The following is a 25,393-nucleotide window of genomic DNA, read 5'->3' as shown; positions in this document are numbered from 1 at the left end:
ATTCCCCATGGGCTTCGCGACTGCGCGCAAGGTTGATGCCGATGTCATCCCGGTTGTCGATATCACCCCCCTGCGGGACGGCACCGATCCGGTCGCCGTGGCCAAGGCGCTCCATGCTGCCAGCAAGGGGCTTGGGTTCATCTATGTCAAAGGCCACGGTATTCCCGGTGAGGTGATCGATGGCGCCCGCGCCGCGGCCTATGCGTTTTTCCATGCCGACCCGGCGCTGAAGGAAAGCGTGCGCATCTCGCCCAAGCATCGCGGCTGGCTGGGACAGGGCGGCGCGAAAATGCAGGACGGCGCCAAGGCGGATCTCAAGGAAAGTTTCATCTGGGGGTATCAGGACGCGGCTGGCACCACGCCTGAGGATCACGCCCTGCGCGGCCCCAACCAGTGGCCCGCCTTCCAGCCCGATCTGGAAGAAAAGGCGATGTCCTATTTCGACCACGCCCATGCGGTGGCGCATCACCTGATGCGCGGCTTCGCGCTGGGCCTGGATCTGGAACCGGAATTCTTTCTGAAATCCGCCGACAAGCCGCTCAGCCGCTGTTCCTTTGTCTATTACCCGCCGCAGGATGCGGGCCTGGGGACCGATCAGTTCGGTGTCGGCCCGCACACGGATTTCGGGGTGCTGACGGTACTGTGCCAGGATGATGTGGGCGGGCTTCAGGTGGAAGATATAAACGGCGAATGGATCGAGGCACCGCCGATCCCCGGCACGCTTTTGGTCAATGTCGCCGATTTGCTGGGCCGCTGGACGGATGGTGCCTATAAGTCCACGCCGCACCGGGTGGTCAATGCCTCGGGGCGGGAACGGATGTCGCTGGTGCTGGCCTTCGATCCCAATCCCGAGACGGTGATCGACGCGCGCAAGGTGTTTGGCCCCGATCATGCGCCCAACGAGCCGCCGATTACCTGCGGCGATTATCTGATCTGGCGGTTCGGCAAGGCCTTTGCCTATCGAACGTCCTGAACATGCGTATGGACCCGCATATCGCCCCCGACAGCCTGGCGGAAAGCGCCCGAAACCTGCTGTTGAACTGTGCCGGGTTTCAACCCGGCGACACGGTGGTCATCTGCCGCGAGGATGCCAGCCACGGCTGGTATGACGACGATGCCGTCAATGCCGTGGCGCAAGAGGCGGCGCGGCTGGGCCTGTCGGTCAGCCTGTGCGACGCGGCGCCACCCGACGCCGAACAGGCCGCCCCGCTGCGCGATGCAATCGCATCGGCCGCCAACATCGTCTATTTCGCGCGGATCGGCGATCACGACCGTTTCGGTGATCTGACGCGGGGCGCAAAGCGGGTCATGGTCTATGCCCGCACCGCGCCGGCGCTTGCGTCGGATTATGGGCGCACGGATTACCGGGCGATGATGGCCCTGAAACAGGCCGTCGATGCGGTGGTCTTCGCGGCACAGCAGATCACGATCACCTGCCCGCTGGGCACCCGCGTGACGGGTGCGGTGGCCGGAGGCCCCGGCGCGGCGCCACAGGATGTGACCGTCAAACGTTTTCCGCTGGGGGTTCCGGCGCCGGTCCCGGCGGCGGGGTTTCATGGCCAGGTGGCCGTGGCCGGCGCGCTTACCCCCACTGGCAACCGCGCCTATGATCCGCCGGTCCTGCCGGTCAGCCAGCCGGTGATGGCCCGGATCGCACAGGGCCGAATCCTGAGCTTCGAAGGCGCGGCAGAGGTCACATCGGCGATCAATGACCATTATCGCCGTGTGGCGGGGCGTTTCGGGATCGACCCTTTCGTGGTACATTCATGGCATGCAGGGCTGCACCCGGGCTGTGCCTATTTTCCAGACTCCGGCGCCAATTCCGACTATTGGTCGAATACGATATTCAGCAGTCCCCGCGTGCTGCATTTCCATACCTGCGGCGCCTTCGCACCGGGCGAGATATGCTGGAACATCATCGATCCGACCGTGCATATTGACGGCCAGGCGTTGTGGCGGGCCGGGCGGTTGCAGCCCATGGCTTTTGCGCCGCTCAGGGGTATTCTGGAACGGTGGGGCGTTCTGAAGGATCTGTTTCGATAACGGAACGCGGCGAAGGGCGGGATGCGGTCACGCGCCGGACAGCCGGGCGCGTGACCATAGCTTTGCTCCCCAAGCCGTGTCAGGCGTTTTGCGGTTGCACGCGCCGGGTGGTCTGTGGAAGTTGTAGGGGGGACCGGTCTCGACCGATCTGGAATTCCTTGCATTGGCAGATCGGTCGGCTGGTCCAGCAAGAAGAGGAAAACCCGAAGCATGTATGCATCCCACGGCTTTCTTCGCTCGGATATCGGCGATGTCGATGTCGTTTTCCACGATGGGCTTTATCACCTGTACCATCTGGTTTTGCCCAACCATGACTTCATCGCCCACGCGGTAAGCGAGGATGCCATGACCTGGCGCCGCGTGAAAAATGCGCTGTTCGTCGGCGAGCCCGGCGACTGGGACGACGACATGCTGTGGACGATGCATGTCACCCCGGACCCGGACCGCCCCGGCGCGTGGCGGATGTTCTACACCGGTCTTTCGCGGGCGGAATATGGCAGAGTGCAGCGCGTCGGCCTTGCGCGATCCGATGACCTTTATACCTGGACGCGCTGCGACGACGGGCAGTATCCGCTTGAAGTGACCGGAATTCACTATGAATCGCGCATTGATGAAGGCCGCGAATGGGTCAGCTTCCGCGATCCGTTCTTCTTTCACGAACCCGAGACCGGTCAGCGGCTGATGCTCAGTTCGGCGCGTGTCAAGGATGGCCCGGTCATCCGGCGTGGATGCGTCGGGTTGGCGCGGGAGGTGGCACCAGACCGATTCGAGTTCGAGGCGCCGCTGCACCGCCCCGGCCTGTATGACGATATCGAGGTGCCGAACCTGTTCCGGTTCGGCGAGCGGTATTTCCTGCTGGGCTCGATCCGCGAGGATACCAAGATCCATTACTGGTATGCCGATCAGGCGCAGGGACCTTATGAGAATTTCGTCGATAACGTGCTTTTGCCGCATGGCAACTACGCCGCCAGAATCTGCCGCAACGGCGCGCAGGTTCTGCTGTTCAGCTTTTTCGCCAAAAGCGAACAGGTCCAAGGGCGCGAATTCGTCAAAAAGCTGCTGCCGCCCCCGAAAGAACTGGTCGCCGGTCGGGACGGGCGGCTGCGCCTGAAATCCTATCGCGGCTTCGGCGATCTGGTGACCAGCGCCACCAAGGTCACCGCGGCGGCGCAATGCCGGTCGCTTTACCGCAATCCCTATGCGCGGGTCGAAGACAGGGAAGACGGCATTTTCCTGTCCTGCCGCAGCGGGTACGAAGCCTTTCTTCTTCCGGGCGTTCACGATAATTTCCGCCTGCGCAGCGAGGTCGATCTGGACGGATCCGGCAAATGCGGGCTTGTGCTGCGGGTCAATGACGACGGCGACGGATATTACCTTGCGCTGGATCTGATGAACGGGATCGCCCGGATCCGCGCCTGGGGCACCAACCCCCATCCTGAATTCGAACATGCGTTCCGCTATCAGGAATTGCAGGACGGCCATTTCCCCGGCGCAGGCGACCCCGTGCCCTGGCAGATCGAGGTCGTCGCGCATGGCATGTATCTGGAAGTTTCGATAAACGGCTATGTCATCCTCAGCCTGGTGGATGACGGCTATCACGAAGGCGGCATCGGGTTTTACGCGGAATCGGCCAACCTGTGCCTGCGCAACATCTCGATCGAGACCCTCAGCAGGCCCGTGGTCGAACATGCGTCCGAGTCGGTCTATACGGCGACCCGGCCGACCGATCTGTCCGCAGGCGACCCGGACACGGGGCATGAGGCATGATTGCCGCGCAACCCGACACCACCGAGCGCTGGCTGCTGGTCAGTGATGTGGACGACACCCTGACCGGGGACGCCCCGGCGCTGTCGCGGTTGTGCACGGTGCTGGCGCAGCATCGCGGGCGCGTCATCGTGGCGCTGAATTCCAGCCGGCCGTCGGACAGTGTGGACGCAACGCTTGCCCAGACCTTTCCGCAAGGTTTCGTTCCCGATGCGATCATCACCGCCATGGGCACCGAAATCCGCGTCGGCGGGAACTGGGCCGCAGCCTGGTCGCGGCAATTCGAAAGCTGGCCGCGCGACGCGATTTTCGCGCTGGTCACCGGCCTGGGCTTTCGGCCCCATGCCCAAGAGTTCCAGACCCGTGCCAAGGCCAGCTTCGCGGTGCCGCGCGGCGCGGATCAGACAAAGGTCGCGGAGGCGCTGGCCCAATCCGGCCTGCCCTGCCGGATCATCGCCTCGGGCCGCGACGATCTGGACATCCTGCCGCCGCAGGCCGGCAAGGACGCCGCCACCCGCTTTCTGGCCCGCGAACTGGGTATCGCCCCTGCGCGCGTGGTTGCGGCCGGCGACTCGGCCAATGACCTTGCGCTGTTCCACGCGGCCGCGCGGGCCATCGCTGTGGGCAATGCCCGCCGGGAACTTATCGACGCGATGCCGGTTGAAAAGAGTTACCACGCGCGCAAGGACCATGCCGCCGGCGTTCTGGAAGGCCTTGTCCGGTGGGGCGTTCTGCCCGCCTGACGCCGCCGCCGGGCAGCATTCAAAACCCGGCCGCACCGCGAGACCCGGTGCGGTAAAATAATAGAACAAAGGCATTATCGACAATGGCTCAACAGCATACTGGTTCGCTCCTGATGATCTCGCTTCACGGTTATGTGGCGGGGTCCCCGGAACTTGGAAAGCCCGATACCGGCGGGCAGGTGGTTTTCGTTCTGGAACTGGCCAAGCGGTTCGCGCGGCTGGGCTATCAGGTCGATGTCATGACCCGGCAGTTCGAGGATCAGCCGGCCGAGGATATCGTCAACGACAATCTGCGGATCTGGCGCATCCCCTTTGGCGGCAACGATTTTATCCGCAAAGAGGACATGCACGACTGGTACGGCGATTTCGTTACCAACGGGCTGGCCGCGATCCGCAAACGCGACCTGCATTATGACGTGGTGAACAGCCATTACTGGGATGCGGGCATCTGTGGTCAGAAAATCGCCGAAGAACTGCAGATCCCGCATATCCACACGCCCCATTCGCTGGGCTGGTGGAAGCGGCACGACATGGCCGGCGCCGACGCCGCGGAAACCGCAGGCTACCGGTTCGAAGAGCGGATCCAGAAGGAATTCGTGCTCTATCGCAACTGCGACCACATCATCGCCACCAGTGAACAGCAGGTCGATCTGATCAGCGAAGAATACAAGCTGCCGCGCGACCATATCACGATGATCCCGCCGGGCATCGACGAGCAGCGCTTTACCCCCGCCCCGCCGGAAAGGGTGGCGGCGGCGCGGGCCCGCCTGGACATCAGATCGACCGACGTTTTCGTCGTGGGCCGCGCGGCCGAGAACAAAGGCTACGATCTGATCATCCGGGCCTTGCCCGCGCTGAAAGTGCTGCAACCCGATGCCCGGCTGGTTCTGGCAGCCGGCGCCAATTCGGAAAGCGATCTGATGCTGCTGCAACAGTGGAAGGCCGTCGCCGCCAAGGCCGGCGTGGCCGATGCGATCAGCTGGCGCGGCTATGTCGCCGACGAGGATCTGGCTGACCACTACCGCGCGCCCGGCGTGTTTGCCCTTCCGTCGCGCTATGAACCCTTCGGGATGACCGCAGTCGAGGCGATGGCGTGCGGCACCTCGGCCGTGCTGACCATCCATGGCGGGCTGTTTGAGCAGATCGAATTCGGTCGCCATGCCCTGGTCGCCGACCCCACACGCCCGACGGAATTCGCGGCCATGCTGAACATGCCCCTGCAATACCCATGGCTGCGCGAAACCCTGACGGTCGAAGGGGCGCGCTTTGCCCGCCGTGTGTTCGGCTGGACCGGCATCGCACGGCGCACGCTCAACGTCTTCGAGCATTTCAAAGGCCGCTATGACGCCTATCAGACCGAAGAGTTCGACTGAATCGACAGGGGCGCGGCCTGTGAACCGGCCCGAAAAACCGTCCCCATAGCGGGGTGTGGATCTGCCCCGTTTTCGTGCCGCTCCAAGTGCTCGTTCAGGTCACCTTTCGGCCGAAGGCGACAGGGCTTTTCCAACCCAGTGCGAGTGTCGCCGGCGCGGATTGTAGAAGCCATGCTGACGCAGGATTTCTGATAGTCATGTGAACAAGACTGGGCCACGATCCGTGTGATGGATACAGCCCTTGGGCGGTGCCCTGAATCCTTTCCATACCGGAAAGAAGGGACATATCGCATATTTCATGGATGACTGAGGTATCTGCCGAAAAACTCACTTTGTTTCCGGCATCTGCGCTCACTCCTCCCCGCTCACCTTCCCCCGCATTGCCTTCACCTCGCCACGTACCTTCTTCGCCTTCAGTCGCCGTTTCTTAGCGCCCAGCGTCGGCTTTGTGGCCACCCGGCGTTTCGGCGCGACCAAGGCGGCGCAGATCAGGTCCGCCAGCCTCTCCCGCGCGATCTCTCTGTTTCTGGCCTGATGGCGGGTCTCGTCGCAGAAGATCACCAGCGCGCCCTCTTTGGTCCAGCGCCGTCCGGCCAGCCGCCGCAGCCGCGTCTTGACCGGGCCGGGCAGGTTGGGGGATCGCTCGGCCTCGAACCGCAGTTCGACGGCCGTTGAGACCTTGTTCACATTCTGCCCGCCAGGGCCCGAGGCGCGGGTGAACGTCTCGGTCAGTTCCCAGTCTTCGATGCTGATCTGATCGCTGATGCGGATCATCGGGCGGGCCTTTGTTGCGAGCGGGGTCGCGGCAAACCTACAGGGGTCGCCGCCAAACCAAAAGGGCTGCCGGAAGACGGCAGCCCTTCGAGTATCTTGGGAGATGGGCCAGTTAGAGCAAAGCCCAATCAGGGATGTTCGACCCTCTGGATTGCCTTCAGGTCACGGCCTCCCCAACTGTTCGGACACCTCTCTCCAATATCACTCTAGACACTGGACCACCTCCTTTCTGCTGCTGCCGTTAGAGGTAGGGTGCCACAGATTTAGTGTAAGTCAAAGCAAATCACGCAACCCGTGCCATCAAGCGCCCAACAATTAGGCGAAACGGCAGGAGTGCCACCAAAGCGAGCGAAAGTTTGACAAACCAGTCCGCCGTGGCCAGCGAAACCCACAGCGGCACGACCGGCCCGACCCCAAGCAGCGGCAACATCTCGCCCGCCCAGGACACGTCATTGGCCGGTTCCAGAAAGCCCAGCGTGGCGGAAAACGCGACGCTGAAGAAGATCGCCGTATCGACGGACGACCCCACCAGCGTGGACGCCAGCGGCGCGCGCCACCATGCCCCGTCGCGCAGGCGGTTGAAGATCGCCACATCCAGCAATTGCGCGACCAGAAAGGCCAGACCCGAGCCAAGCGCGATGCGCAGCGTGACCAGCGGGCCGAACTCGCCCATGATCTGCGTCCCGATGAATGAGCAGGCAACGCCGACCACGAAACCCGACAGCACGACCTTACGCGCCGGCCCCACGCCGTAGACGCGGTTCATCACGTCGGTCACCAGAAAGGCGAAAGGATAGGTGAAGGCGCCCCAGGTCAGCCACTGGCCGAACAGGTATTGCACCAGAATGTTGGAGGCCACGACAATGGCGGCCATGGCGAGAACGCCGGGAAGAAGTTTGCGGGTCATATGTGTGATCCGTTTTTACAAGGTTGCGGAGACTTGGCCCGCCTTTCGGGCGAACGCGCCCTGCTACCGCCCCTTGCTGCCGAACGCAAGCCCCTGACGCAGGCGGTATTCCACGAATTCGGTGCGCTGGAAGACCCTGAAATTATCGTCAGAGATCATCGTCAGCCGGATGTCGCCCGCACCGTCGCGCCACACGCTGAGCCCTTCCAGATTGTCGTGCAGCCCGGCCGGGGTGGTCAGCAGCACCTCTTCCTCGCGCGGTCCGGCCCCGGTCAGGGTGAACCGGCGCACCCGGCTGCGAAACCCGAAGATGCCGCGAAAATCCCGCTCCAGCAGATAAAACTTGCCGCCCGGCCCGAAATCGGCACCCACCGGCAGAAAATCGCCGCGCCGGGGCAGGGTAAAGGGCCGGGTCCAGCGGCCATTGCGGTAGCGATAGACCGGAAACGGCCGGTCAAGGCTGCCAGAGCGTTCAGGCAGCGTATAAAGCGCGCCATCCGGGCCGATCGCCAATGCCTCCAGCGACGAATTGTTCTGCATTGCCCGGAATTCCACCGGGCGCGGCAGCCAGGCGGCCTCGGATCCGGTGTCGCGATAGGTCCAGACCCGGTGATAGCCTTCGAACGACACATAAAGCCGCCCGTCGGGGCGCCGGGCCAGCCCTTCGGCATCCACATTGATCCGCTTCACGGGGTTGCCGTCGGTATCGCGGATCGGGGCCAGGGTTACATCCGTGACCCCGCTGATACGCCCCGCCTGCCGCGCGATGCGCCCGGACACGAATGTCCCGCGATCCGAAACCGCGACGAAGCCACCACCGTCATCGTCCAGTTCCAGCCCCGAAAGCCCACCGAAGCCGGGATTGTCCACCGACCACGCCACCTGCCCTGCAAACTCTGCCGGCCCGGTGGCCGTGGTGGCGGGCAGGTTACCGGACAGCACGATCAGAAGCGCGATCAGCGAGAGGCCAAGACTTGTGCGCATTGGCCCGGCAGATCCTCCATCGTATAGTCGCGCGCGCCGCGCTTTTTCGGGGTTTTCCCGGCCGGTTTCTTCGCCGTCTTCTTCGGCGGGTTCAGGTAATCGGTAACCCACCATTCCAGCGTTTCGTCACAGCCGTCGCCACCCTTTGACAGCTCGGCCACGGTGGGTTTCTGAGTCTGGCACAGGGTCGATCCGGCGGGGCATTTCAGGCGCACGTGGAAATGCGTGTTATGGCCGTAAAGCGGGCGGATTTTTTGCAGCCAGACCTTGTCGCTGCGCCGCGCGGTCTTGCACATCTCGACCTTCACCGGCGCGGTGACAAAGACGCGGTCCACCGCCGGATCAAGCGCCGCGGCCTTCAGGATGTTGTAATGGGCGCGGGCGAAATTGCCATTCACACTGCGCTGATCGGCACTGCGCACATTCAGCGAGCTGATCTTTTCACGCTCGGCCCGGCCAAGGTTCAGCCGCCGGGGCGGCAGCATCCAGATATCCGCGTCCAGCCCGATCTGATGCGAGGCATGGCCGCTGGTCATCGGCCCGCCGCGCGGCTGGCTGATATCGCCGATATACAGCCCGGCCCAACCCTGGCGCGTGGCCTCGGCGCTCAGCCGTTGAATGAACGCGATCATGTCGGGATGGCCCCAGTTGCGGTTGCGGCTTAGCCGCATCGCCTGCCATGTCGGGCCGGTTTCGGGCAATTGCACCAGCCCGGCACCGCATCCCTTGGCATAGGTGCCGATCGCGGCGGGAACATGCGCCGAGCCGGTTCTCTTGGCGCCGAACAACTGATTGGCCTTTTGCTGCGCCACGCCGGGCGCGGGCATCGCAAGGCTCAGGAAGAGGAGGCAAAGGAAGATGCGGCCCATGTTTCTGCTCGTTCGCCGTCGGGTTTCACCCAGAGTAGCAGGAAAAGCCCCATAAGAAAAAGGAAGATGAGCGGAGTAATGCCAAGTTGCTGTGACCCGGTCAGGTCGGTGACCACCGCGATCGAAAACGGCGCCAGGAACGATGTCGCCTTTCCCGCCAGCGCGAACAGGCCGAAGGCTTCGGTCATCCGGCGCGGATTGGCCTGCCGCACCATCATCGACCGGCTGGACGCCCCCAGTGCGCCGCCGGCCGCCCCGATCACTGCGCCCAGCCCGAAGAAGGCAAGATCGGGCGCGCTGGATCCCGGCGCGACCGCCACCCCAAGAACCGCCTGACGCGAAACCAGCGTGACGCAGATCGCGACAAGGGTCAGCACCACCACGCAGACCACGATCACCGGCTTGGGGCCGAACCTGCGATCCGCGTACCCGCCCAGCCACGCGAAAAGCGCGCCGGTGATGGCGGCAAGGATGCCGAACTTGCCCATATCGACCGGCGTCCAGCCCAGAACCCCGAACGCATAGATGCCGCCGAAGGCATAGATGCCGCTCAGCGCGTCGCGATAGAACATGGACGAGCCCAGATAGGCGAACAGGCTGCGGTTGTCGGGTAGGTGGCGCAGGGTCTGGCGCAGCTCGGGCAGGGCCGAGCCGACCGCCTGCCGGATGGTCAAGGCGTCCGGCTGTTTCGGATCGCGCACCCACAGGAAGAACGGGATCATGAAGACCACATACCAGATCGCGGTAAACGGCCCTACCGCGCGCGTATCCTCGCGCAGCGCCGGATCAAGCCCCAGAACCGGCGGCAGGCCCAGCATCGTCTTGCCGGTTTGCGCATCGGCCTGGAACAGCGCCAGCATCGCGATCAGCGACACCACCCCGCCGACATAGCCAAGCGCCCAGCCATCGCCCGAAATCTTGCCGACCTCTTTTTGCGTCCCGAGGTCGGGCAGCATCGCATTTGTAAAGATCGTGGCGAATTCCATCCCGATCAACCCGACGCCGAAGGACAACAGCGTCAGGGTTAGGTTGAAATTGCCGGGTGCGGCATACCACAGCCCCCAGGCGCCACAGACATAGCACAACGAAAAGAACCAGATGAACCGCGTTCGCCCGCCCGCGCGATCGGCAATCGCACCCAATACCGGCGCAAGGACCGCAATCAAAAGACCCGCCGCCGCGATGCCATAACCCCACGCCGCCTGCGCCTGCGCCCCATCTTTCAGCAGATCCGCCACATAGGGCGCAAAGATGAAGGTCAGCAGAAGCGTGGCATAGGGCTGACTGGCCCAGTCGAAGAAATACCACCCCCAGATGCGCCGTTTCGCAGACACCTGCCCCATTGCGTTTTCCCCTTGCCCGCCTGCCGGAATAAGACCGGCAAAACCGGGGCCGCGCAAGGGGGCGCGCGGCGCTTCAGGGCTCGGGCGGCCAGGGGCGCGTATCTTCGGCCGCGATCCAGGCCGCGGCCCAGCCCGGCAATTCGGGCGACGGATCGGTCAGCCCCATCGCCGCCAGCACCCGGTCGGGGGTGACGATACCGTTCTTGTCGGTCACGGCGGACCGGTACAGCGCCTGACTGGTGCATTCGCCGTTCTTCCACATCGACTGCACCAGATAGATGAACCGGTGATCCCAGCCCACACAGCGCGAGCGCATCTCGATCCGGTCGAACATCCGCACCCGGCGGCGATAGCGGATCGAGCTGCCGGCGATGGTCAGCGCCCAGCGCTTCTGGCGCAATACGGCGATCAGGCCCATCCGGCTTGCCATCGGTATCCGCCCCAGATCGTACAGCGTCAGCGTCCGGCCGTTGTTCAGCTCCAGCCAGAAATCCAGATCCCACGGCCAGCAGATATGGTGCGACACATGGGTGCCGGTCAGCGGCAGCCTGGGATCGTTGCGATGAACGACCATCTCTTTGACAAGGCGTATAAACGGGTACATCGCGGCTCCTTTACCGCACACCCTGACGCGGGCGCGGATCAGGTCAAGCGCAAACGCTGCGTTAAATGGTTGTCACCGCAGGCCCTTGCCCTTACTTCACATGGGCAACATCCGGCCGAAAGAGACCTGCATCATGTTTTCGCTTCTTCAGATCCTGCTTTTGATCCTCGACATCGTCTGGTTCGTCATCATCGTCCAGATTATCATGAGCTGGCTGATCAGCTTTCAGGTGCTCAACCTGCGTCAGCCGCTGGTGGCCCAGCTTTGGGACGGGCTGAACCGGCTGCTGGAACCGCTTTATGGCCCGATCCGGCGCATCCTGCCCAATACCGGCGGTCTTGATCTGGCACCGCTGATCGTGCTGGTTGCGATCTACGCGCTGCGTATCGTCATCAGCAACAACATCTACGCCTTCGCCTGAGGTCTTGTAGCCCCAGGCCCGACATGGGATGGTCTGGCAAAACAGAGCAGTTTGCCAAAAACCACAGGTCCCATGCCCCGCGCCGATGAGCTTTTAGCCTCCGTCTTCGGATTCTCAGACTTCCGCCCCGGTCAGGCCGAAATCGTGCAGGCCGTCACCGCAGGCCGCAACACGCTGGCGATCATGCCTACCGGCGGTGGCAAATCGCTGTGCTTTCAACTGCCCGCCCTGTGCCGAGACGGGGTGACGGTGGTGATCTCGCCGCTGATCGCCCTGATGCGCGATCAGGTCCGCGCGCTGCGCGAGGCAGGCGTGGCCGCGGGCGCGCTGACCTCGGGCAATACGGATGAAGAAACCGACGCGGTGTTCCGCGCCCTCGACGCGGGCGAGCTGAAGCTTTTGTACATGGCGCCCGAACGGCTGGCCTCGGGCGGGGCGGTGAACATGCTGCGCCGGGTCGGCGTCAGCCTGATCGCGGTGGACGAAGCCCATTGCGTCAGCCAGTGGGGCCATGATTTCCGCCCCGATTACCTGCGCATCGGCGAGTTGCGCCGCACCCTGGATGTGCCGCTGGCCGCCTTTACCGCCACCGCCGACGCCGAAACCCGGGCCGAGATCGTGACCCGGCTGTTCGACGGGCAGCCGCCCGAAACCTTTCTGCACGGGTTCGACCGGCCCAATATCCACCTGGCCTTCGAGGTCAAGAATTCCCCGCGCCGTCAGATTCTGGACTTTGCCGCCGCCCGCAAAGGGCAATCTGGCATCGTCTATTGCGGCACGCGCGCCAAGACCGAAAGCCTGGCCGCTGCCCTGCGCCAGGCGGGGCACGCCGCCTGTCACTATCACGGCGGGATGGATGCCGACGACCGGCGCGGGGTCGAAACCCGCTTTCAGCAGGAGGACGGGTTGATCGTGGTCGCCACGGTCGCCTTCGGGATGGGTATCGACAAGCCCGATATCCGCTGGGTCGCCCACGCGGATCTGCCGAAATCCATCGAAGGCTATTACCAGGAAATCGGCCGCGCCGGCCGCGACGGGGCGCCGGCCGAAACCCTGACCCTGTTCGGCCCCGACGATATTCGCCTGCGCCGCAGTCAGATCGACGAAAGCCCGGCACCGCCTGAACGCCGTTCAGCCGACCACGCCCGCCTGAATGCCCTGCTGGGCCTGGCCGAGGCATTGCACTGCCGCCGCCAGTCCCTGTTGGGTTATTTCGGCGAACAGACCGATCCGTGCGGCAATTGCGATCTGTGCGACAGCGCGCCCGAATTGTTCGACGGCACCGAAGCAGTGCGCAAGGCGCTGTCGGCGATCCTGCGCACCGGTGAATATTTCGGCGCGGGGCATCTGATCGACATCCTGACCGGCACCAGCACCGACAAGGTAAAGGCCCGCAGTCACGACGCGCTGCCCACCTTCGGCGTCGGGCGCGAATTCGACCGGCGTCAGTGGCAGGCGGTGTTCCGGCAGATGATGGGTCACGACCTTGTCCGCCCCGACCCCGAACGCCACGGCGCGCTGCGCATGACCGATATCGCCCGCCCGATCCTGCGCGGCGAGGCCAGCATCACCCTGCGCCGTGACACGATCCAGAAGGGTCACAGCCGCCCCGTCGCGAAAACCCTTGTCTCGGACGAGGACGCGCCGCTTTTGTCGGCGCTCAAGGCCCGCCGCCGCGCCTTCGCCGAAGAGGCCAGCCTGCCCGCCTATATGGTGTTCAACGACCGCACCTTGATCGAAATGGCTGAAACCCGTCCGGCGACGCTGGATCAGATGGCCCGCATCGGCGGGGTCGGCGCGAAAAAGCTGGAACGCTACGGCGCGGCCTTTCTGGCAGTCATCACCGGCGAAAGTGCGGCGCAGGTTCACCCGTCGCGACGCAAGCTGGCCGGGCGCGATGCGGGCGGGCTTTATGATCTGCTGATGCAGGTACAGGCCGAACTGGCGCGCGGCGATACCGGCATCGAAAAACCGCTTAGCTGTTCGGCGTCGCAGCTGGCCAAAGTGGCCGAAACCCGTCCGCGCGACATGGGCACGATGGCCCGGTTGCTGGGCGAACGTCGTGCCGAACGCTTTGGCGCGGCATTCTTGCAGGTGCTTGATGAGGCATGAGCGGTGGACGCGGCCGCGCGCTCTGCTAACCTGCCCGATGCAACAAGGAAAGGGTCGCATATGCTGATCGTCGTCTCGCCCGCGAAACGTCTGGACATGGCCCCGGTCGCGGGCCTGCCGATGACCCAACCCGCGTTTCAGGACGACGCCAATCACCTGGTGCACTTCGCCCGCGACCTGACCGTTCCCGATTTGCAGAGGTTGATGGGGATCAGCGAGAAGCTGGCCAAACTGAACACCGTTCGATTTTCCGATTTCGCCCCCACCTCAACCCCCGAAAACGCCAAACAGGCGGCGCTGATCTTTGCTGGCGATACCTATGCGGGGCTTGAGGCCGGCACGCTGGACCCCGACGATCTGCGCTGGGCCCAGGATCATTTGCGCATCCTCTCGGGGCTTTACGGGCTGCTGCGGCCGCTGGATGCGATTCAACCCTACCGTCTGGAAATGGGCAGCCGGCTGCAAACAGACCGGGGCGCGACGCTGTATGATTACTGGGGTGACCGATTGTCGGCGGCATTGAACGCGGCGGCCAAATCCGCCGGCACCGATACGCTGATCAACTGCGCCTCGGTCGAATATTTTGGCGCGGTGGCGCCCGAGGCGCTGAAGCTGCGGGTGATCACGCCGGTCTTCATGGAAGAGCGCAACGGGCAGGCCAAAATCGTCAGCTTCTTCGCCAAGAAGGCGCGCGGCGCGATGGCCCGCTTCATCATCGAGCACCGGTTGACCGGCGCCGAAGCGATCCGCGATTTCGACACTGGCGGCTATCGGTTCAATGCCGATATGTCGGAAGGCGACCGCTGGGTGTTTCTGCGCGACTATCCGGAAGGCTGATCCAGCAGGCTATCGTCATAGGCGACCAGTTCCACCGTGTTGCCCTCGGGGTCCTGGGTGAAAATGCCGCGCCAGCCGATCCAGCCGAATCGTTCGATCCGATAAGGCTGACCCAGCTTTTCATACCAGTCGATCACCGCCGCCTGTTCGGCATATGGCAGCGACAGGGCGATATGATGCAGCGACGACCGCGCCCCGACCTCGGGCCGCTGCGCATCGGGATCAGCGCGAAACAGGGCCAGGACACAGGTATGCCCGCCGACCCCCTCGGCGATGCGAAAAAACACGATTGGATCATCCGGGCCGCCGCGCAACCGTTCCAGCCCGATCACCTGTTCATAAAACGCCACCATCGCGCCCATATCAGCGCAGCGGATCGCGATTTCGCCCAAGGCACGCGGGCGGAAGCCTTTATCGATGCTCATGCCCCCCAGTTTGCAGCGCGACGCCGCCCATCGCAAGCGCCGCGGCCGGGATCGGATCGGGCGACGCAACCGGCAGGCAGGCGGGGGGCAGATAGCGCAGGATCATCTGCCGGATCGCATCCTTGCGCAACGGCTTGGTCAGATAGTGATCCAGACCGGCCGACAGGATATCCTCGGCGTCGCCATCCAGCGCATGGGCGGTCAGCGCGACAATCGGGACCGGCGCGGTGCCGGTCTGCGCCTCGATCGCGCGGATCGCGCGGGTGGCTTCCTTGCCGTCCCTGCCGGGCATGGAAATATCCATGAAGATCAGATCGGGGCGTTCATGCCGGAATGCCGTCAGCGCCTGATCGCCGTCTTCGGCAAAGCGCAGGTCGATCGCCAGATCCTTGACCATGCGCGAAAAGACCAGCCGGTTGGTCCGGTTGTCCTCGGCCGCCAGAATCCGCATTGGGCGCGGCGCTGCGGCGGGGGCGACAGGCGCCAGACGGTTGATCGCCTCATAAAGCGCGCGGCGCAGAATCGGCTTGTTGAGCACCAGATCGACCGCATCCTGTGCCGCCCCTTCGCGCAACGCGGTCGGGTTCGAGGTCAGCAACAGGATTGGCACCACCACCCCCGCCGCGCGCAGCGCCCGGGCAAAGGTGAACCCGTCCATCCCCGGCATCTTGTGATCGGTGACGATCAGATCGACCGGCCCATCGCCGTCGAGCGCGGCCAGCGCATCCTCGGCCGTGCGGTGCTGCACCACGTCCAGCCCAAGCTGGCTGAGCTGTCGTTCCAGAATGGTGCGGTTGATTTCCTGATCGTCCACCACCAAAACTCGGCGCAACCCGTCTGCCAGGGTGATCGGCGCCACCGCGCTGTCTTCGGCCAGTGGCAGGGTCAGGCGAATGCCGAAACAGGCACCCTGCCCCTTTTCCGACTCCAGCCACATCTCGCCGCCCATCAGCCCGACCAGTTGCTTGGTGATCGCCAGCCCCAGGCCGGTGCCTTCGAACTTGCGGTTCTGCTGATCCTCGACCTGATTGAACTCGCCGAAGATATGGGACTGCATGTCCGGCGCGATGCCGATTCCGGTATCCTCGACCGTGATGTGGATCTGCTGCTGCTGGGGCGTGTCGGCCGCCATTCCCACGACCCGGACCAGCACATGGCCCTGCTCGGTGAACTTCACCGCGTTGCTGATCAGGTTGGTCAGGATCTGGCGGATCCGGCCGCGGTCGCCATCGAACCTAGTGGGCAGAAACATGTCATAGTCGATCAGCAAATCCAGCGCCTTGTCCTGCGCGGTGGCCTGCAACAGCATCACGATCTCATGGATCGCCCGTTCCAGATCGAACGGTTCGGGGTGCAGCTTCAGCTTTTCGGCCTCGATCTTCGAATAATCCAGAACATCGTTCAGAAGCGTCAGCAGCGCCTCGCCCGAATTGCGGATCGTTTCGGCGTAAAGCCTTTGCTCCTCGCTGAGCGCGGTGTCGCACAGCAGATCGGCCATGCCGACGACACCGTTCATGGGCGTGCGCAATTCGTGGCTCATATTCGCCAGAAAGGCGGATTTCGCCCGGTTCGCGGCCTCGGCGGCGACGCGCGCCTCTTCCAGCGCCTGCTGCTGGCGCTTTTGCTCGGTGATATCGACCCGCAGCCCCACCAGCCCGCCATCGGGCGTGCGCTTTTCCAGAATCCGCAGCCAGCGCCCGTCGGCCAATTGCTGTTCGATAATGCCATCGGCCTGCTGGTGGCGCACCATCCGGTCGGCCAGCCAATCCTCTTCACGGCCCAGCGCGTCCCTGTATTGGCCGCGATCCAGCCCATAACGCAGGATCTGCTCGAACGTGGTGCCGGGCTGCATCGCCGGCGCGCTGTCGGTATAGAATTCGCGATAGCGGTCGTTGCACATCACCAGCCGGTCCTCGTGATCATACAGAACGAAGCCGTCCGGCACGGCCTCGACCGCGGCCCACATGCGCATCATTTCGGTGATGTTCAGGTTCAGGCACACCATGTCGCCATCCGGCGTCCGCCGCTCGATCAGCTTGACATACTGGCCGTTCCACAGCCGGATCACCCGGTCCGGGATCGGGTCCATCCGCCAGCGGTTCAGGATCGCGCGGGTCCAGTCCGCCGGGGCCACACCTTCGGTATCGACGATCCCTTCCTCGGCCAGCAACCGCGCCACATCGCCGTAGCGCACGCCAAGCGACACTTCCTCCAACCCGTCGAAGATCGACAGATAGGCCCTGTTCGCGGCCACCATCCGGTCATCGGCATCATAGACGGCAAACCCGTCGCGGATCGTTTCAAGCGAATCCCACAGCCGCCGCTCGGCAATCGCCACCGCATGGCTGACCACCTCCAGCTCTTCGGCGATCAGGCTGTTCTGGCCGCGCAGGTGTTCGGCCTGCTGCTTGGTCTCGACAATCTCTTCCGACAGGTTGCGCGCATGGGCGGAAAGCTGTCGGTTGGCATCGAACAACTCGCGGCTTTTCTGCTCCAGCAGACGCTCGGCCGCCAGACGGCCACGGCGTTCCTCGGCCAGTTTCGTCTCTAATGTCATGCGCGCCTCTATCCACTGGGGTGCTGATGCGCATCCTTTCGAAACGGGGTGAAGACAGGGTTAACGACCCCCGGGGAATCGTTGCCAATGCCGCCGGGCCTGTGCCAGCATCCCGGCATAGTGTGTCCGGGAGGAAATTTCATGTTCCGCTTTGTCATCGCGGCCCTGTTGGCCTGTGCCGTCTGTTCCACCCCCGCCGCCGCCCAGGACCAGCCCCCGGTTCCACCACGCCACATCGCCATTTCACGCGATGTGGATTTCCCCGGCGCCGATATCCGGTCCCTGTTCGACACCACGTTCGAGGCGTGCGAGCGCGCCTGCCTGAGCGACGCGCGCTGCGTGGCCTTCACCTTCAACACCCGGTCCAACAGTTGCTTTCCGAAATCCGCCGTGCAGGGGCGCGCGCCTTACACGGGGGCGCTGTCGGCGGTTGTCGTCCCCGCCGACCCCGATGCCCTTGCCATGTCCGGCCAGCGACGTCAGGAGCTCTCCTTTCTGCCCGACCGCGACATCGCCGAAGCCCGCAGTTTCGCCGAAGGGCTGGGCCGGCGCCATTATGTGAACGACTGGACCGCCGAGGCGCTGCTGACCGCGGCCCGCGCGGCGCGGGCGCAGGGCAACATGGTCAATGCGCTGCGCTTTACCGGCGCGGCGCTGACGCTGACCGATGCCGCCGGCCAATGGCTGGATTACGCCGATCTGGCCCTGTCGATCCGCACCGATAATAACAGCGAGCGGCGCGATTACCGCGACCGCGCCCTGCCCGCCGCGATCAACGCCTATCTGCGCGGCGATGCCCCGCAGGCCCGCGCCAATGCGCTGCTGGGTCTGGCCCGCGCGCTGGACGCCGCGAACCGGGGGCGCGACATGATCCCGGCACTGCGGCTGGCCCAATCGCTGGCCCCGCGCGACGATACAGCGGTCGCGCTGGACGCGGCGATCGCCAAATACGGCTTTCGCATCACCGAACATACGGTCGAAAGCGACGCCGCCGCGCCGCGCCTTTGTGCGGTGTTTTCCGAGGATCTGGTACCGACGGGCGTGGATTACACGCCTTATGTGCAACTGCCCGAACCCGGCCTGACCGTCAGCCATGACGCCCGCCAGATCTGCATCGAAGGCGTGCAGCACGGCGCGCGCTACCGCGTGACCTTTCGCGAAGGGTTGCCATCGCAAAGCGGCGAGTCGCTGATCCGCGACGTGACGCTGACCCAATATGTGCGCGACCGCACCCCGGCGCTGCGCTTTCCCGGCCGCGCCTATGTGCTGCCGAAAACCGGCGATGCGGCGCTGCCGATTGTCACCGTCAACCTGACGCAGATCGATCTGACCCTGCACCGGGTCAGCGACCGAAACCTGCTGCGCGCCATGCAGGATGGCTATTTCGGCCGCCCCCTGTCAGCGTGGGAGCAGGACAGTTTCCAAGACGATATCGCCGAGCAGATCTGGACCGGCACCGGCGCCGTGCAGATGGAGCTGAACCGCGATGTCACCACCCGCCTGCCGCTGGACGATGTGATCGCCGGGCTGCCTGCGGGGATCTACGCGCTTCAGGCCGCCGTTCCCGGCGCCGACCCCTATGACACCCCTGCCGCCACGCAGTGGTTCGTCATCAGCGATCTGGGTCTGGCCACGATCAGCGGCACCGACGGGCTGCATGTCTTTGTCCGCAGTCTGGCCAGTGCCGAACCGCGCGACGGCATGCAGGTCACGCTGCTGTCGCGCGCCAACCGGGTGCTGGGGCAGGCGGTGACCGATGCGCGCGGCTATGCCCGGTTCGCGCCGGGCCTGACCCGTGGCGCGGGCGGCGCGGCCCCCGCGATGGTGACCGTCGCGGATGGCGATCAGGATATCGCCTTCCTGTCGCTGACCGATCCCGCCTTTGATCTGTCCGATCGCGGGGTCGAAGGGCGCGAACCCGCAGGCCCGATCGATCTGTTCGCGACCACCGACCGGGGCGCCTATCGCGCGGGGGAAACCGTGCATGTCACCGCCCTGACCCGCGACGGCCGGGCCGGGGCACTGACGGCCCTGCCCCTGACCGCGATCCTGATCCGCCCGGACGGGGTGGAATACATCCGCCTGACCTCGGACGGCGGGGTGGCGGGCGGCCATGTGTTCACCCTGCCGCTGGGCGGCGGTGTGCCGCGCGGCACCTGGAAACTGGCGCTTCATGCCGATCCCGGCGCGCCGCCGCTGGCCACGCAAACCTTTCTGGTCGAGGATTTCCTGCCCGAACGGATCGACTTTGCCCTGTCGCTGCCCGACCGGCCGATCCGCCTGACCGACACGCCGCCGCTGCGCATCGACGCGCGCTATCTGTTCGGCGCCCCTGCCGGGGATCTGCCGGCCGAGGGCGAGGTACTGCTGCGCGCCGCCGACACGCTGGACGCCTTTCCCGGCTACCGCTTCGGCCGCCACGACGAACGCTTTCCGGCGCGGGTAAACTACTTGGCGGCCGGGACCCGCACCAATGACGCAGGCACCGCCGAACTGGCCCTGACCTTCCCCCAGGTGGCCCCGCCCTCCAAACCGCTGGAGGCGCATATCGCCATCCGCCTGTCCGAAGGGTCGGGTCGTCCGGTGGAACGGCGGCTGACCCGCCGTCTGGCCCCCGCCACCCCGATGATCGGCATCCGCCCGCTGTTCGACGGCGTCGTGCCCGAAGGCGCCGAGGCCACCTTTGACCTGATCGCCATCGGCACGGACGAGACCCCGCGCGACATGCGCGTGCGCTGGACCCTGAACCGGGTCGAGACCCGCTATCAGTGGTATCAGCTTTATGGCAACTGGAACTGGGAACCCGTAACCACCCGCACTCGCATCGCCAGCGACGAGACCCTGATGCAGGGCGGGCGCCTGTCGCTTGCCACGCCGGTCGGCTGGGGCCGGTATGAGCTGACCGTGGAACAACTCGACGGTGGCCATGCCGCCGCATCGACCGAATTCCATGCTGGCTGGTACGCGCCCGCCGACGCCTCGCAGACCCCCGATACGCTGGAACTGTCGCTTGATGCGCCCGCCTATGCGCCGGGCGATACCGCGACCCTGCGAATCGTGCCGCGCATGGCGGGCAAGGCGCTGATCACGGTAATGTCCAACCGGCTGATCGACATGAAGGCCGTCGATCTGCACGAAGGCGAAAACATCGTCCCCCTGCCGGTGACCGACGACTGGGGCGCGGGCGCCTATGTCAGCGCCACGCTGATCCGGCCGATGGATCCGGCCGCCGGCCACAACCCGGCGCGCGCGCTGGGCCTGTCCTATGCGCAGGTCGATCCCGGCGCGCATCGCCTGACCGTCGCGTTCGAAGTGACCCCCGAGGCCGCGCCGCGCGCGCCGCTGCAGGTCGCGCTGAAAGTGAACGGCGTTCAACCCGGCGAAACCGCCTATGCCACGATCGCCGCCGTGGATGTGGGAATTCTGAACCTGACCGGGTTCGACAGCCCCGATCCGGCGGGCCATTATTTCGGCCAGCGCAAACTGGGCGTCGGGATGCGCGACCTTTATGGCCGGCTGATCGACGGTATGGACGGCGCGATGGGCGCGGTGCGGTCCGGCGGCGACGCGGCTGCGCAAATGCGGATGCAGGCCCCGCCGCCGACCGAGGAACTGGTGGCCTATTTCGCAGGTCCGGTCCCGGTGGACGCCGATGGCTATGCCCGTACCACAGTCGACCTGCCCGCGTTCAACGGCACCGTGCGGCTGATGGCGGTGGCGTGGTCCGATACCGGCGTCGGACAGGCGGAAACCGAGGTGCTGGTGCGCGATCCGGTTGTGGTCACCGCATCGCTGCCACGCTTTCTGGCGCCGGGCGACCGCGCCCGCCTGCTGCTGGAAATCGTCCACGCCACCGGCCCCGCGGGCCGCATGGGGCTGGACGTGACGGCGGATGGCCTGTCACTGGATGCGGCCAGCATTCCGCCCGGCGTGACCCTGACCGAAAAGGGCAAAGCGACCCTGTCCATTCCGGTCACGGCGGGCGATCCCGGTATCCACGGCCTGCGCGTGGCACTCATTACCCCCGACGGCAAACAACTGATCAAGGACCTGAGCCTGCCGGTACAGGTGAACGACCCCGAAACGACCCGCACCAGCCGCTTTACCCTAGCGGCGGGCGACAGTTTCACGCTGGACGACAATGTCTTTGCCGGGTTGCTGCCGGGCACCGGAACCGCAACGCTGGCCATCGGCCCGATTGCCCGCTTCGATACCGGCGGGCTGTTGCAGGCGCTGGATCGCTACCCCTATGGCTGCACCGAACAGATCACGTCGAAGGCGCTGCCGCTGCTCTATCTCGATCAGGTGGCACAGGCGATGGGGTTGGGCAGCCGCGAAACCACCGCGCTGCGTATTGAGCAGGCGATTGCCGCGGTGCTGACCAATCAGTCCGCGAACGGGGCGTTCGGGCTTTGGCGTGCCGACAGCGGCGATCTGTGGCTTGACGCCTATGTCAGCGATTTCCTGTCGCGCGCCCGCACACAGGGCTTTGACGTACCACAACCGGCGTTCCGCGCGGCGATGGACAATCTGCGCAATCAGGTGAACTACGCCCCCGATTTCGACCGGGGCGGCGGGGCGATCGCCTATGCCCTGATGGTGCTGGCACGCGAAGGGGGGGCGGCGATCGGCGATCTGCGCTATTATGCCGATGTAAAGGGTGACGCCTTCGACACCCCGCTGGCTGCGGCACAGTTGGGCGCGGCGCTGGCGTCCTACGGCGATCAGGCGCGGGCGGATGCGATGTTCCTGCGCGCCAGCCGCCTGATGGACACGGCCATGGCCCGGCCCGAAGAGCCCCTTTGGCGCACCGATTACGGCACCCACCGCCGCGATGCCGCCGCCGTGCTGACCCTGGCGGCCGAGGCGGGCAGCGATGTGGTCGACCGCGCCACGCTCTCGTCCTTCGTCGCGCAGGGCAACCGGCCCCCCTCGACGCAAGAGGCCGTGTGGACCCTGCTGGCCGCCAATGCGCTGATCGACCGCGCGGGCGAGGCCGGTTTCACCATCAACGGCGCCCCCGCCACCGGCCCGCTGGTTCGGGTGCTGGAAGATCAGGCCAATGCCGCGCCGCTGGACATTCACAACGGATCGGGGGCCGAGACCACGCTGACCCTGACCACCTTCGGCATCCCGTCCGATCCCGTGCCGCATGGCGGTAACGGCTATGCCATCCGGCGCGACTATTTCACGCTAGAGGGCGATGCAGTTGACGTGAACGCCGTTCAGTCGGGTGGCCGCCTGGTAACGGTGATCGAGGTCACACCGTTTGAACGGTCAGAAGCGCGGCTGATGATCAGCGACCCCCTGCCCGCCGGGTTCGAGATCGACAATCCTGCCCTGCTGCGCGGCGGCGACATTCGCGCGCTGGACTGGCTGAAGGTGACGACCGACACGCGCAGCACCGAGTTCCGGCAGGACCGCTTTCTGGCGGCGGTCGACTGGCGCTCGGATCAGCCCTTCCGACTGGCCTATATCGTGCGGGCCACCGCGCCCGGCGCCTATCGCCATCCCGCCGCCAGCGTCGAGGATATGTACCGCCCCGATTACCGCGCCTGGACGGATGCGGGCCGCGTGACGGTCACCGAATGAGGCGCTATGCGCTTTTCGCGCTGGTGGCCCTTCTGCTGGCCGGGGGGGCGGCGCGCGATGCGTTCGACCGCTGGATAGACGCAACCGCGCTGCCGCCGCTGGTGGCCAGCACCTCGACCGAGGTGTTGGCCCGCGACGGCACATTGCTGCGCGCCTATACCGTCGCCGACGGGCGCTGGCGGTTGGGCACCAGCATCGACGCCGTCGACCCCGATTACCTGACGATGCTGATCGCCTACGAGGACAAGCGCTTTTACCGCCATGCCGGGATCGACCCGCTGGCGCTGCTGCGCGCCGCAGGCCAGGCCCTGCGCCATGGCAGGATCATCTCGGGCGGGTCCACCCTGACGATGCAGGTTGCCCGGCTGCTGGAGGATGGCAGCACCGGGCGCTGGACCGGAAAGCTGCGGCAGGCGCGGGTGGCACTGGCGCTGGAGCGCAGCATGAACAAGGTTCAGATCCTGACGCTCTATCTGAACCGGGCGCCGTTCGGCGGCAATATCGAGGGGCTGCGCGCGGCGTCGCTGGCCTGGTTCGGCAAACCGCCGCGCCGCCTGACCCCGGCGCAGGCGGCACTGCTGGTGGCGCTGCCGCAATCCCCGGAATCGCGCCGCCCGGACCGGTTTCCCGATGCGGCACAACAGGCGCGCGCCCGCGTCCTGACCCGGCTGGCCGAAAATGGCACGCTTGATGCCGACCGCGCCGCCGCCGCGCGGCGCGAACCCGTACCGACCGCGCGCCGCCCCTTTCCCGCGCTGGCCCCGCATATGGCCGACCGGGCATTGGCCGAGGCACCGTTTGCCGCAACCCACCGCCTGACGCTGGATGCGGCCCTTCAGGCCCGGCTGGAAAACCTTGCCGCCGAGGCCGTGCAAGGTCAGGGCGATGCCCTGTCCGTCGCGATCCTGGTCGCGGATCATCAAAGCGGCGAAATCCTGGCCTCGGTCGGCTCGCCCGATTTCACCGATGCGGCGCGGCAGGGCTATGTCGATATGACACGCGCCCTGCGCTCGCCCGGATCGACGCTGAAACCGCTGGTCTACGGGCTGGCCTTCGACGATGGGCTGGCCCATCCCGAAACCCTGATCGACGATCGCCCGACCGCCTTTGGCACCTATACCCCCGGCAATTTCGACGGTCAGTATCGGGGCGAGATCACCGTGCGCGCGGCGCTGCACCTGTCGCTGAACATCCCGGTCGTCACACTGACCCAGGCACTTGGCCCTGCCCGGCTGATGGAACATATGCGCCGCGCCGGGATGCAACCCGCCCTGCCCACAGGCGCGCCGGGGCTGGCGATCGCGCTGGGGGGCTTGGGTGTGACATTGGAGGATCTGACCCGCCTGTACGCCGCCATTGCCAATGGCGGCCGTCCGGTGCCGCTGCACTGGCGCGCGGGCGCCGATCTGCCGGCGCCGGGGCCGCGCGTTTTGTCCGACATGGCCGCGTGGCAGGTCGCCGACATCCTGATGGGAACGCCGCCCCCCGCCACCGCGCCGGCACACAAGATCGCGTTCAAGACCGGCACCTCTTACGGGCACCGGGATGCCTGGGCGGTGGGGTTCGACGGGCGCCATGTGGTGGCGGTGTGGATGGGGCGGCCCGATGGCACATCGGTGCCCGGCGCCTTTGGCGGCGATCTGGCCGCGCCGGTGCTGTTCACCGCCTTTGCCCGGCTTAAACCCATGCCCGAGCCGTTGCGCCCCGCCCCGCCCGCCACGCTGACCGTCTCCAACGCCGAACTGCCTGTGCCCTTACGCCGGTTCCGCCCGCGTGGCGCGGTGTTCAGGGCCACGGATGACGGCCCGCACCTGGCCTTCCCGCCCGACGGGGCAGAGCTGGAGCTGGGCGGGCTGGGCCTGATCGTCAAACTGCGCGACGGCACCCCGCCCTTTACCGTGCTGGCCGATGGCGCGCCGCTGATCACCGGCCTGCGCACGCGCGAGGCGGTGCTGCCCGCGCCCGGCCCCGGTTTCGTGACCCTGTCGGTGATCGACGCACGCGGCCGGGCGGTGCGGGCACAGGTGCGGCTGCGCTGATCGCGC

At 65.6% G+C, this 25,393-nt stretch carries 18 protein-coding genes and 1 pseudogene; 10 read left to right on the top strand and 9 right to left on the bottom strand.

Annotated elements, in window-relative coordinates:
- The first annotated feature begins 7 nt into the window (after positions 1–7).
- From ACSR1C_RS01655 to ACSR1C_RS01635, 5 genes are all read left to right on the top strand, one after another.
- Positions 8–973, top strand: a complete 966-nt coding sequence (locus ACSR1C_RS01655; RefSeq protein WP_460257578.1) for an isopenicillin N synthase family dioxygenase — start codon at positions 8–10, stop codon at positions 971–973.
- 2 nt (positions 974–975) lie between these two features.
- Entirely contained in the window at positions 976–2,043 is a 1,068-nt protein-coding gene (locus tag ACSR1C_RS01650; protein WP_460257577.1) for a hypothetical protein, read from the top strand.
- Positions 2,044–2,253: 210 nt separating this feature from the next.
- Positions 2,254–3,810 (top strand): hypothetical protein, encoded by a 1,557-nt coding sequence (locus tag ACSR1C_RS01645; RefSeq protein WP_460257576.1) that lies wholly within the window; start codon positions 2,254–2,256, stop codon positions 3,808–3,810.
- Positions 3,807–4,550 carry an HAD-IIB family hydrolase gene (locus ACSR1C_RS01640; protein WP_460257575.1) on the top strand — a complete coding sequence of 248 codons (744 nt, stop codon included), beginning with the start codon at positions 3,807–3,809 and terminating at the stop codon, positions 4,548–4,550. The genes ACSR1C_RS01645 and ACSR1C_RS01640 overlap by 4 nt, the downstream gene beginning before the upstream one ends.
- Before the next feature lie 113 nt (positions 4,551–4,663).
- Positions 4,664–5,923, top strand: coding sequence for a glycosyltransferase (locus ACSR1C_RS01635; protein WP_462596916.1), 1,260 nt, complete (start codon positions 4,664–4,666; stop codon positions 5,921–5,923).
- A 94-nt stretch (positions 5,924–6,017) separates the two neighbouring features.
- Here the strand turns inward: ACSR1C_RS01635 and ACSR1C_RS01630 are convergent.
- From ACSR1C_RS01630 to ACSR1C_RS01600, 7 genes and pseudogenes are all read right to left on the bottom strand, one after another.
- Positions 6,018–6,181, bottom strand: a pseudogene (locus ACSR1C_RS01630) (IS3 family transposase); the annotation flags it as partial.
- A 93-nt stretch (positions 6,182–6,274) separates the two neighbouring features.
- A complete protein-coding gene (gene arfB / locus ACSR1C_RS01625) occupies positions 6,275–6,697 on the bottom strand; it encodes an alternative ribosome rescue aminoacyl-tRNA hydrolase ArfB (protein WP_460257573.1) in 423 nt (140 codons plus the stop codon).
- A 283-nt stretch (positions 6,698–6,980) separates the two neighbouring features.
- The gene (locus ACSR1C_RS01620; RefSeq protein WP_460257572.1) at positions 6,981–7,604 is read right to left on the bottom strand and encodes a queuosine precursor transporter; all 624 of its coding nucleotides are present in this window, start codon (positions 7,602–7,604) and stop codon (positions 6,981–6,983) included.
- Between the two features lie 63 nt (positions 7,605–7,667).
- Positions 7,668–8,588, bottom strand: a complete 921-nt coding sequence (locus ACSR1C_RS01615; protein ID WP_460257571.1) for an esterase-like activity of phytase family protein — start codon at positions 8,586–8,588, stop codon at positions 7,668–7,670.
- The gene (mepA, locus tag ACSR1C_RS01610) at positions 8,561–9,457 is read right to left on the bottom strand and encodes a penicillin-insensitive murein endopeptidase (RefSeq protein ID WP_460257570.1); all 897 of its coding nucleotides are present in this window, start codon (positions 9,455–9,457) and stop codon (positions 8,561–8,563) included. Before mepA ends, ACSR1C_RS01615 begins: the two co-directional genes overlap by 28 nt.
- Complete coding sequence (locus ACSR1C_RS01605) at positions 9,424–10,830, bottom strand: MFS transporter (protein WP_460257928.1); 1,407 nt, start codon at positions 10,828–10,830, stop codon at positions 9,424–9,426. Before ACSR1C_RS01605 ends, mepA begins: the two co-directional genes overlap by 34 nt.
- Positions 10,831–10,873: 43 nt before the next feature.
- Entirely contained in the window at positions 10,874–11,404 is a 531-nt protein-coding gene (locus ACSR1C_RS01600; RefSeq protein WP_460257569.1) for an acyl-CoA thioesterase, read from the bottom strand.
- A gap of 133 nt (positions 11,405–11,537) precedes the next feature.
- Here ACSR1C_RS01600 and ACSR1C_RS01595 point away from each other — a divergent pair, with 133 nt between their 5' ends.
- The 3 genes from ACSR1C_RS01595 (at position 11,538) to yaaA (ending at position 14,774) form a co-directional block, all read left to right on the top strand.
- Positions 11,538–11,825 (top strand): YggT family protein, encoded by a 288-nt coding sequence (locus tag ACSR1C_RS01595; protein WP_460257568.1) that lies wholly within the window; start codon positions 11,538–11,540, stop codon positions 11,823–11,825.
- Between the two features lie 72 nt (positions 11,826–11,897).
- On the top strand, positions 11,898–13,937 hold the full coding sequence (recQ, locus tag ACSR1C_RS01590; RefSeq protein WP_460257567.1) for a DNA helicase RecQ: 2,040 nt from the start codon (positions 11,898–11,900) through the stop codon (positions 13,935–13,937).
- Between the two features lie 60 nt (positions 13,938–13,997).
- Positions 13,998–14,774, top strand: a complete 777-nt coding sequence (gene yaaA / locus ACSR1C_RS01585; RefSeq protein WP_460257566.1) for a peroxide stress protein YaaA — start codon at positions 13,998–14,000, stop codon at positions 14,772–14,774.
- On the opposite strand, the gene ACSR1C_RS01580 is transcribed toward yaaA, so the two are convergent.
- Together ACSR1C_RS01580 and ACSR1C_RS01575 are read right to left on the bottom strand one after the other, a co-directional pair.
- The gene (locus ACSR1C_RS01580) at positions 14,759–15,199 is read right to left on the bottom strand and encodes a VOC family protein (protein WP_460257565.1); all 441 of its coding nucleotides are present in this window, start codon (positions 15,197–15,199) and stop codon (positions 14,759–14,761) included. The two genes, yaaA and ACSR1C_RS01580, sit on opposite strands and share 16 nt — an antisense overlap.
- A complete protein-coding gene (locus ACSR1C_RS01575) occupies positions 15,186–17,756 on the bottom strand; it encodes a hybrid sensor histidine kinase/response regulator (protein WP_460257564.1) in 2,571 nt (856 codons plus the stop codon). The genes ACSR1C_RS01580 and ACSR1C_RS01575 overlap by 14 nt, the downstream gene beginning before the upstream one ends.
- 141 nt (positions 17,757–17,897) lie before the next feature.
- Here ACSR1C_RS01575 and ACSR1C_RS01570 point away from each other — a divergent pair, with 141 nt between their 5' ends.
- Positions 17,898–23,348 (top strand): alpha-2-macroglobulin family protein, encoded by a 5,451-nt coding sequence (locus ACSR1C_RS01570; RefSeq protein ID WP_460257563.1) that lies wholly within the window; start codon positions 17,898–17,900, stop codon positions 23,346–23,348.
- Complete coding sequence (gene pbpC / locus ACSR1C_RS01565; protein WP_460257562.1) at positions 23,345–25,387, top strand: penicillin-binding protein 1C; 2,043 nt, start codon at positions 23,345–23,347, stop codon at positions 25,385–25,387. The genes ACSR1C_RS01570 and pbpC overlap by 4 nt, the downstream gene beginning before the upstream one ends.
- Positions 25,388–25,393: the final 6 nt, after the last annotated feature.

Source organism: Actibacterium sp. D185-2 (assembly GCF_054954595.1).
The sequence above is the reverse complement of the archived record's forward strand: the minus strand, read 5'-3'. Positions and strand labels throughout refer to the sequence as shown.

Coding starts and splice junctions, on each gene's coding strand:
- ACSR1C_RS01655 (WP_460257578.1), top strand. CDS start 8: ATGGGCTTCGCGACTGCGCGCAAGGTTGATGCCGATGTCATCCCGGTT.
- ACSR1C_RS01650 (WP_460257577.1), top strand. CDS start 976: ATGCGTATGGACCCGCATATCGCCCCCGACAGCCTGGCGGAAAGCGCC.
- ACSR1C_RS01645 (WP_460257576.1), top strand. CDS start 2,254: ATGTATGCATCCCACGGCTTTCTTCGCTCGGATATCGGCGATGTCGAT.
- ACSR1C_RS01640 (WP_460257575.1), top strand. CDS start 3,807: ATGATTGCCGCGCAACCCGACACCACCGAGCGCTGGCTGCTGGTCAGT.
- ACSR1C_RS01635 (WP_462596916.1), top strand. CDS start 4,664: ATGATCTCGCTTCACGGTTATGTGGCGGGGTCCCCGGAACTTGGAAAG.
- arfB (WP_460257573.1), bottom strand. CDS start 6,697: ATGATCCGCATCAGCGATCAGATCAGCATCGAAGACTGGGAACTGACC.
- ACSR1C_RS01620 (WP_460257572.1), bottom strand. CDS start 7,604: ATGACCCGCAAACTTCTTCCCGGCGTTCTCGCCATGGCCGCCATTGTC.
- ACSR1C_RS01615 (WP_460257571.1), bottom strand. CDS start 8,588: ATGCGCACAAGTCTTGGCCTCTCGCTGATCGCGCTTCTGATCGTGCTG.
- mepA (WP_460257570.1), bottom strand. CDS start 9,457: ATGGGCCGCATCTTCCTTTGCCTCCTCTTCCTGAGCCTTGCGATGCCC.
- ACSR1C_RS01600 (WP_460257569.1), bottom strand. CDS start 11,404: ATGTACCCGTTTATACGCCTTGTCAAAGAGATGGTCGTTCATCGCAAC.
- ACSR1C_RS01595 (WP_460257568.1), top strand. CDS start 11,538: ATGTTTTCGCTTCTTCAGATCCTGCTTTTGATCCTCGACATCGTCTGG.
- recQ (WP_460257567.1), top strand. CDS start 11,898: ATGCCCCGCGCCGATGAGCTTTTAGCCTCCGTCTTCGGATTCTCAGAC.
- yaaA (WP_460257566.1), top strand. CDS start 13,998: ATGCTGATCGTCGTCTCGCCCGCGAAACGTCTGGACATGGCCCCGGTC.
- ACSR1C_RS01580 (WP_460257565.1), bottom strand. CDS start 15,199: ATGAGCATCGATAAAGGCTTCCGCCCGCGTGCCTTGGGCGAAATCGCG.
- ACSR1C_RS01575 (WP_460257564.1), bottom strand. CDS start 17,756: ATGACATTAGAGACGAAACTGGCCGAGGAACGCCGTGGCCGTCTGGCG.
- ACSR1C_RS01570 (WP_460257563.1), top strand. CDS start 17,898: ATGTTCCGCTTTGTCATCGCGGCCCTGTTGGCCTGTGCCGTCTGTTCC.
- pbpC (WP_460257562.1), top strand. CDS start 23,345: ATGAGGCGCTATGCGCTTTTCGCGCTGGTGGCCCTTCTGCTGGCCGGG.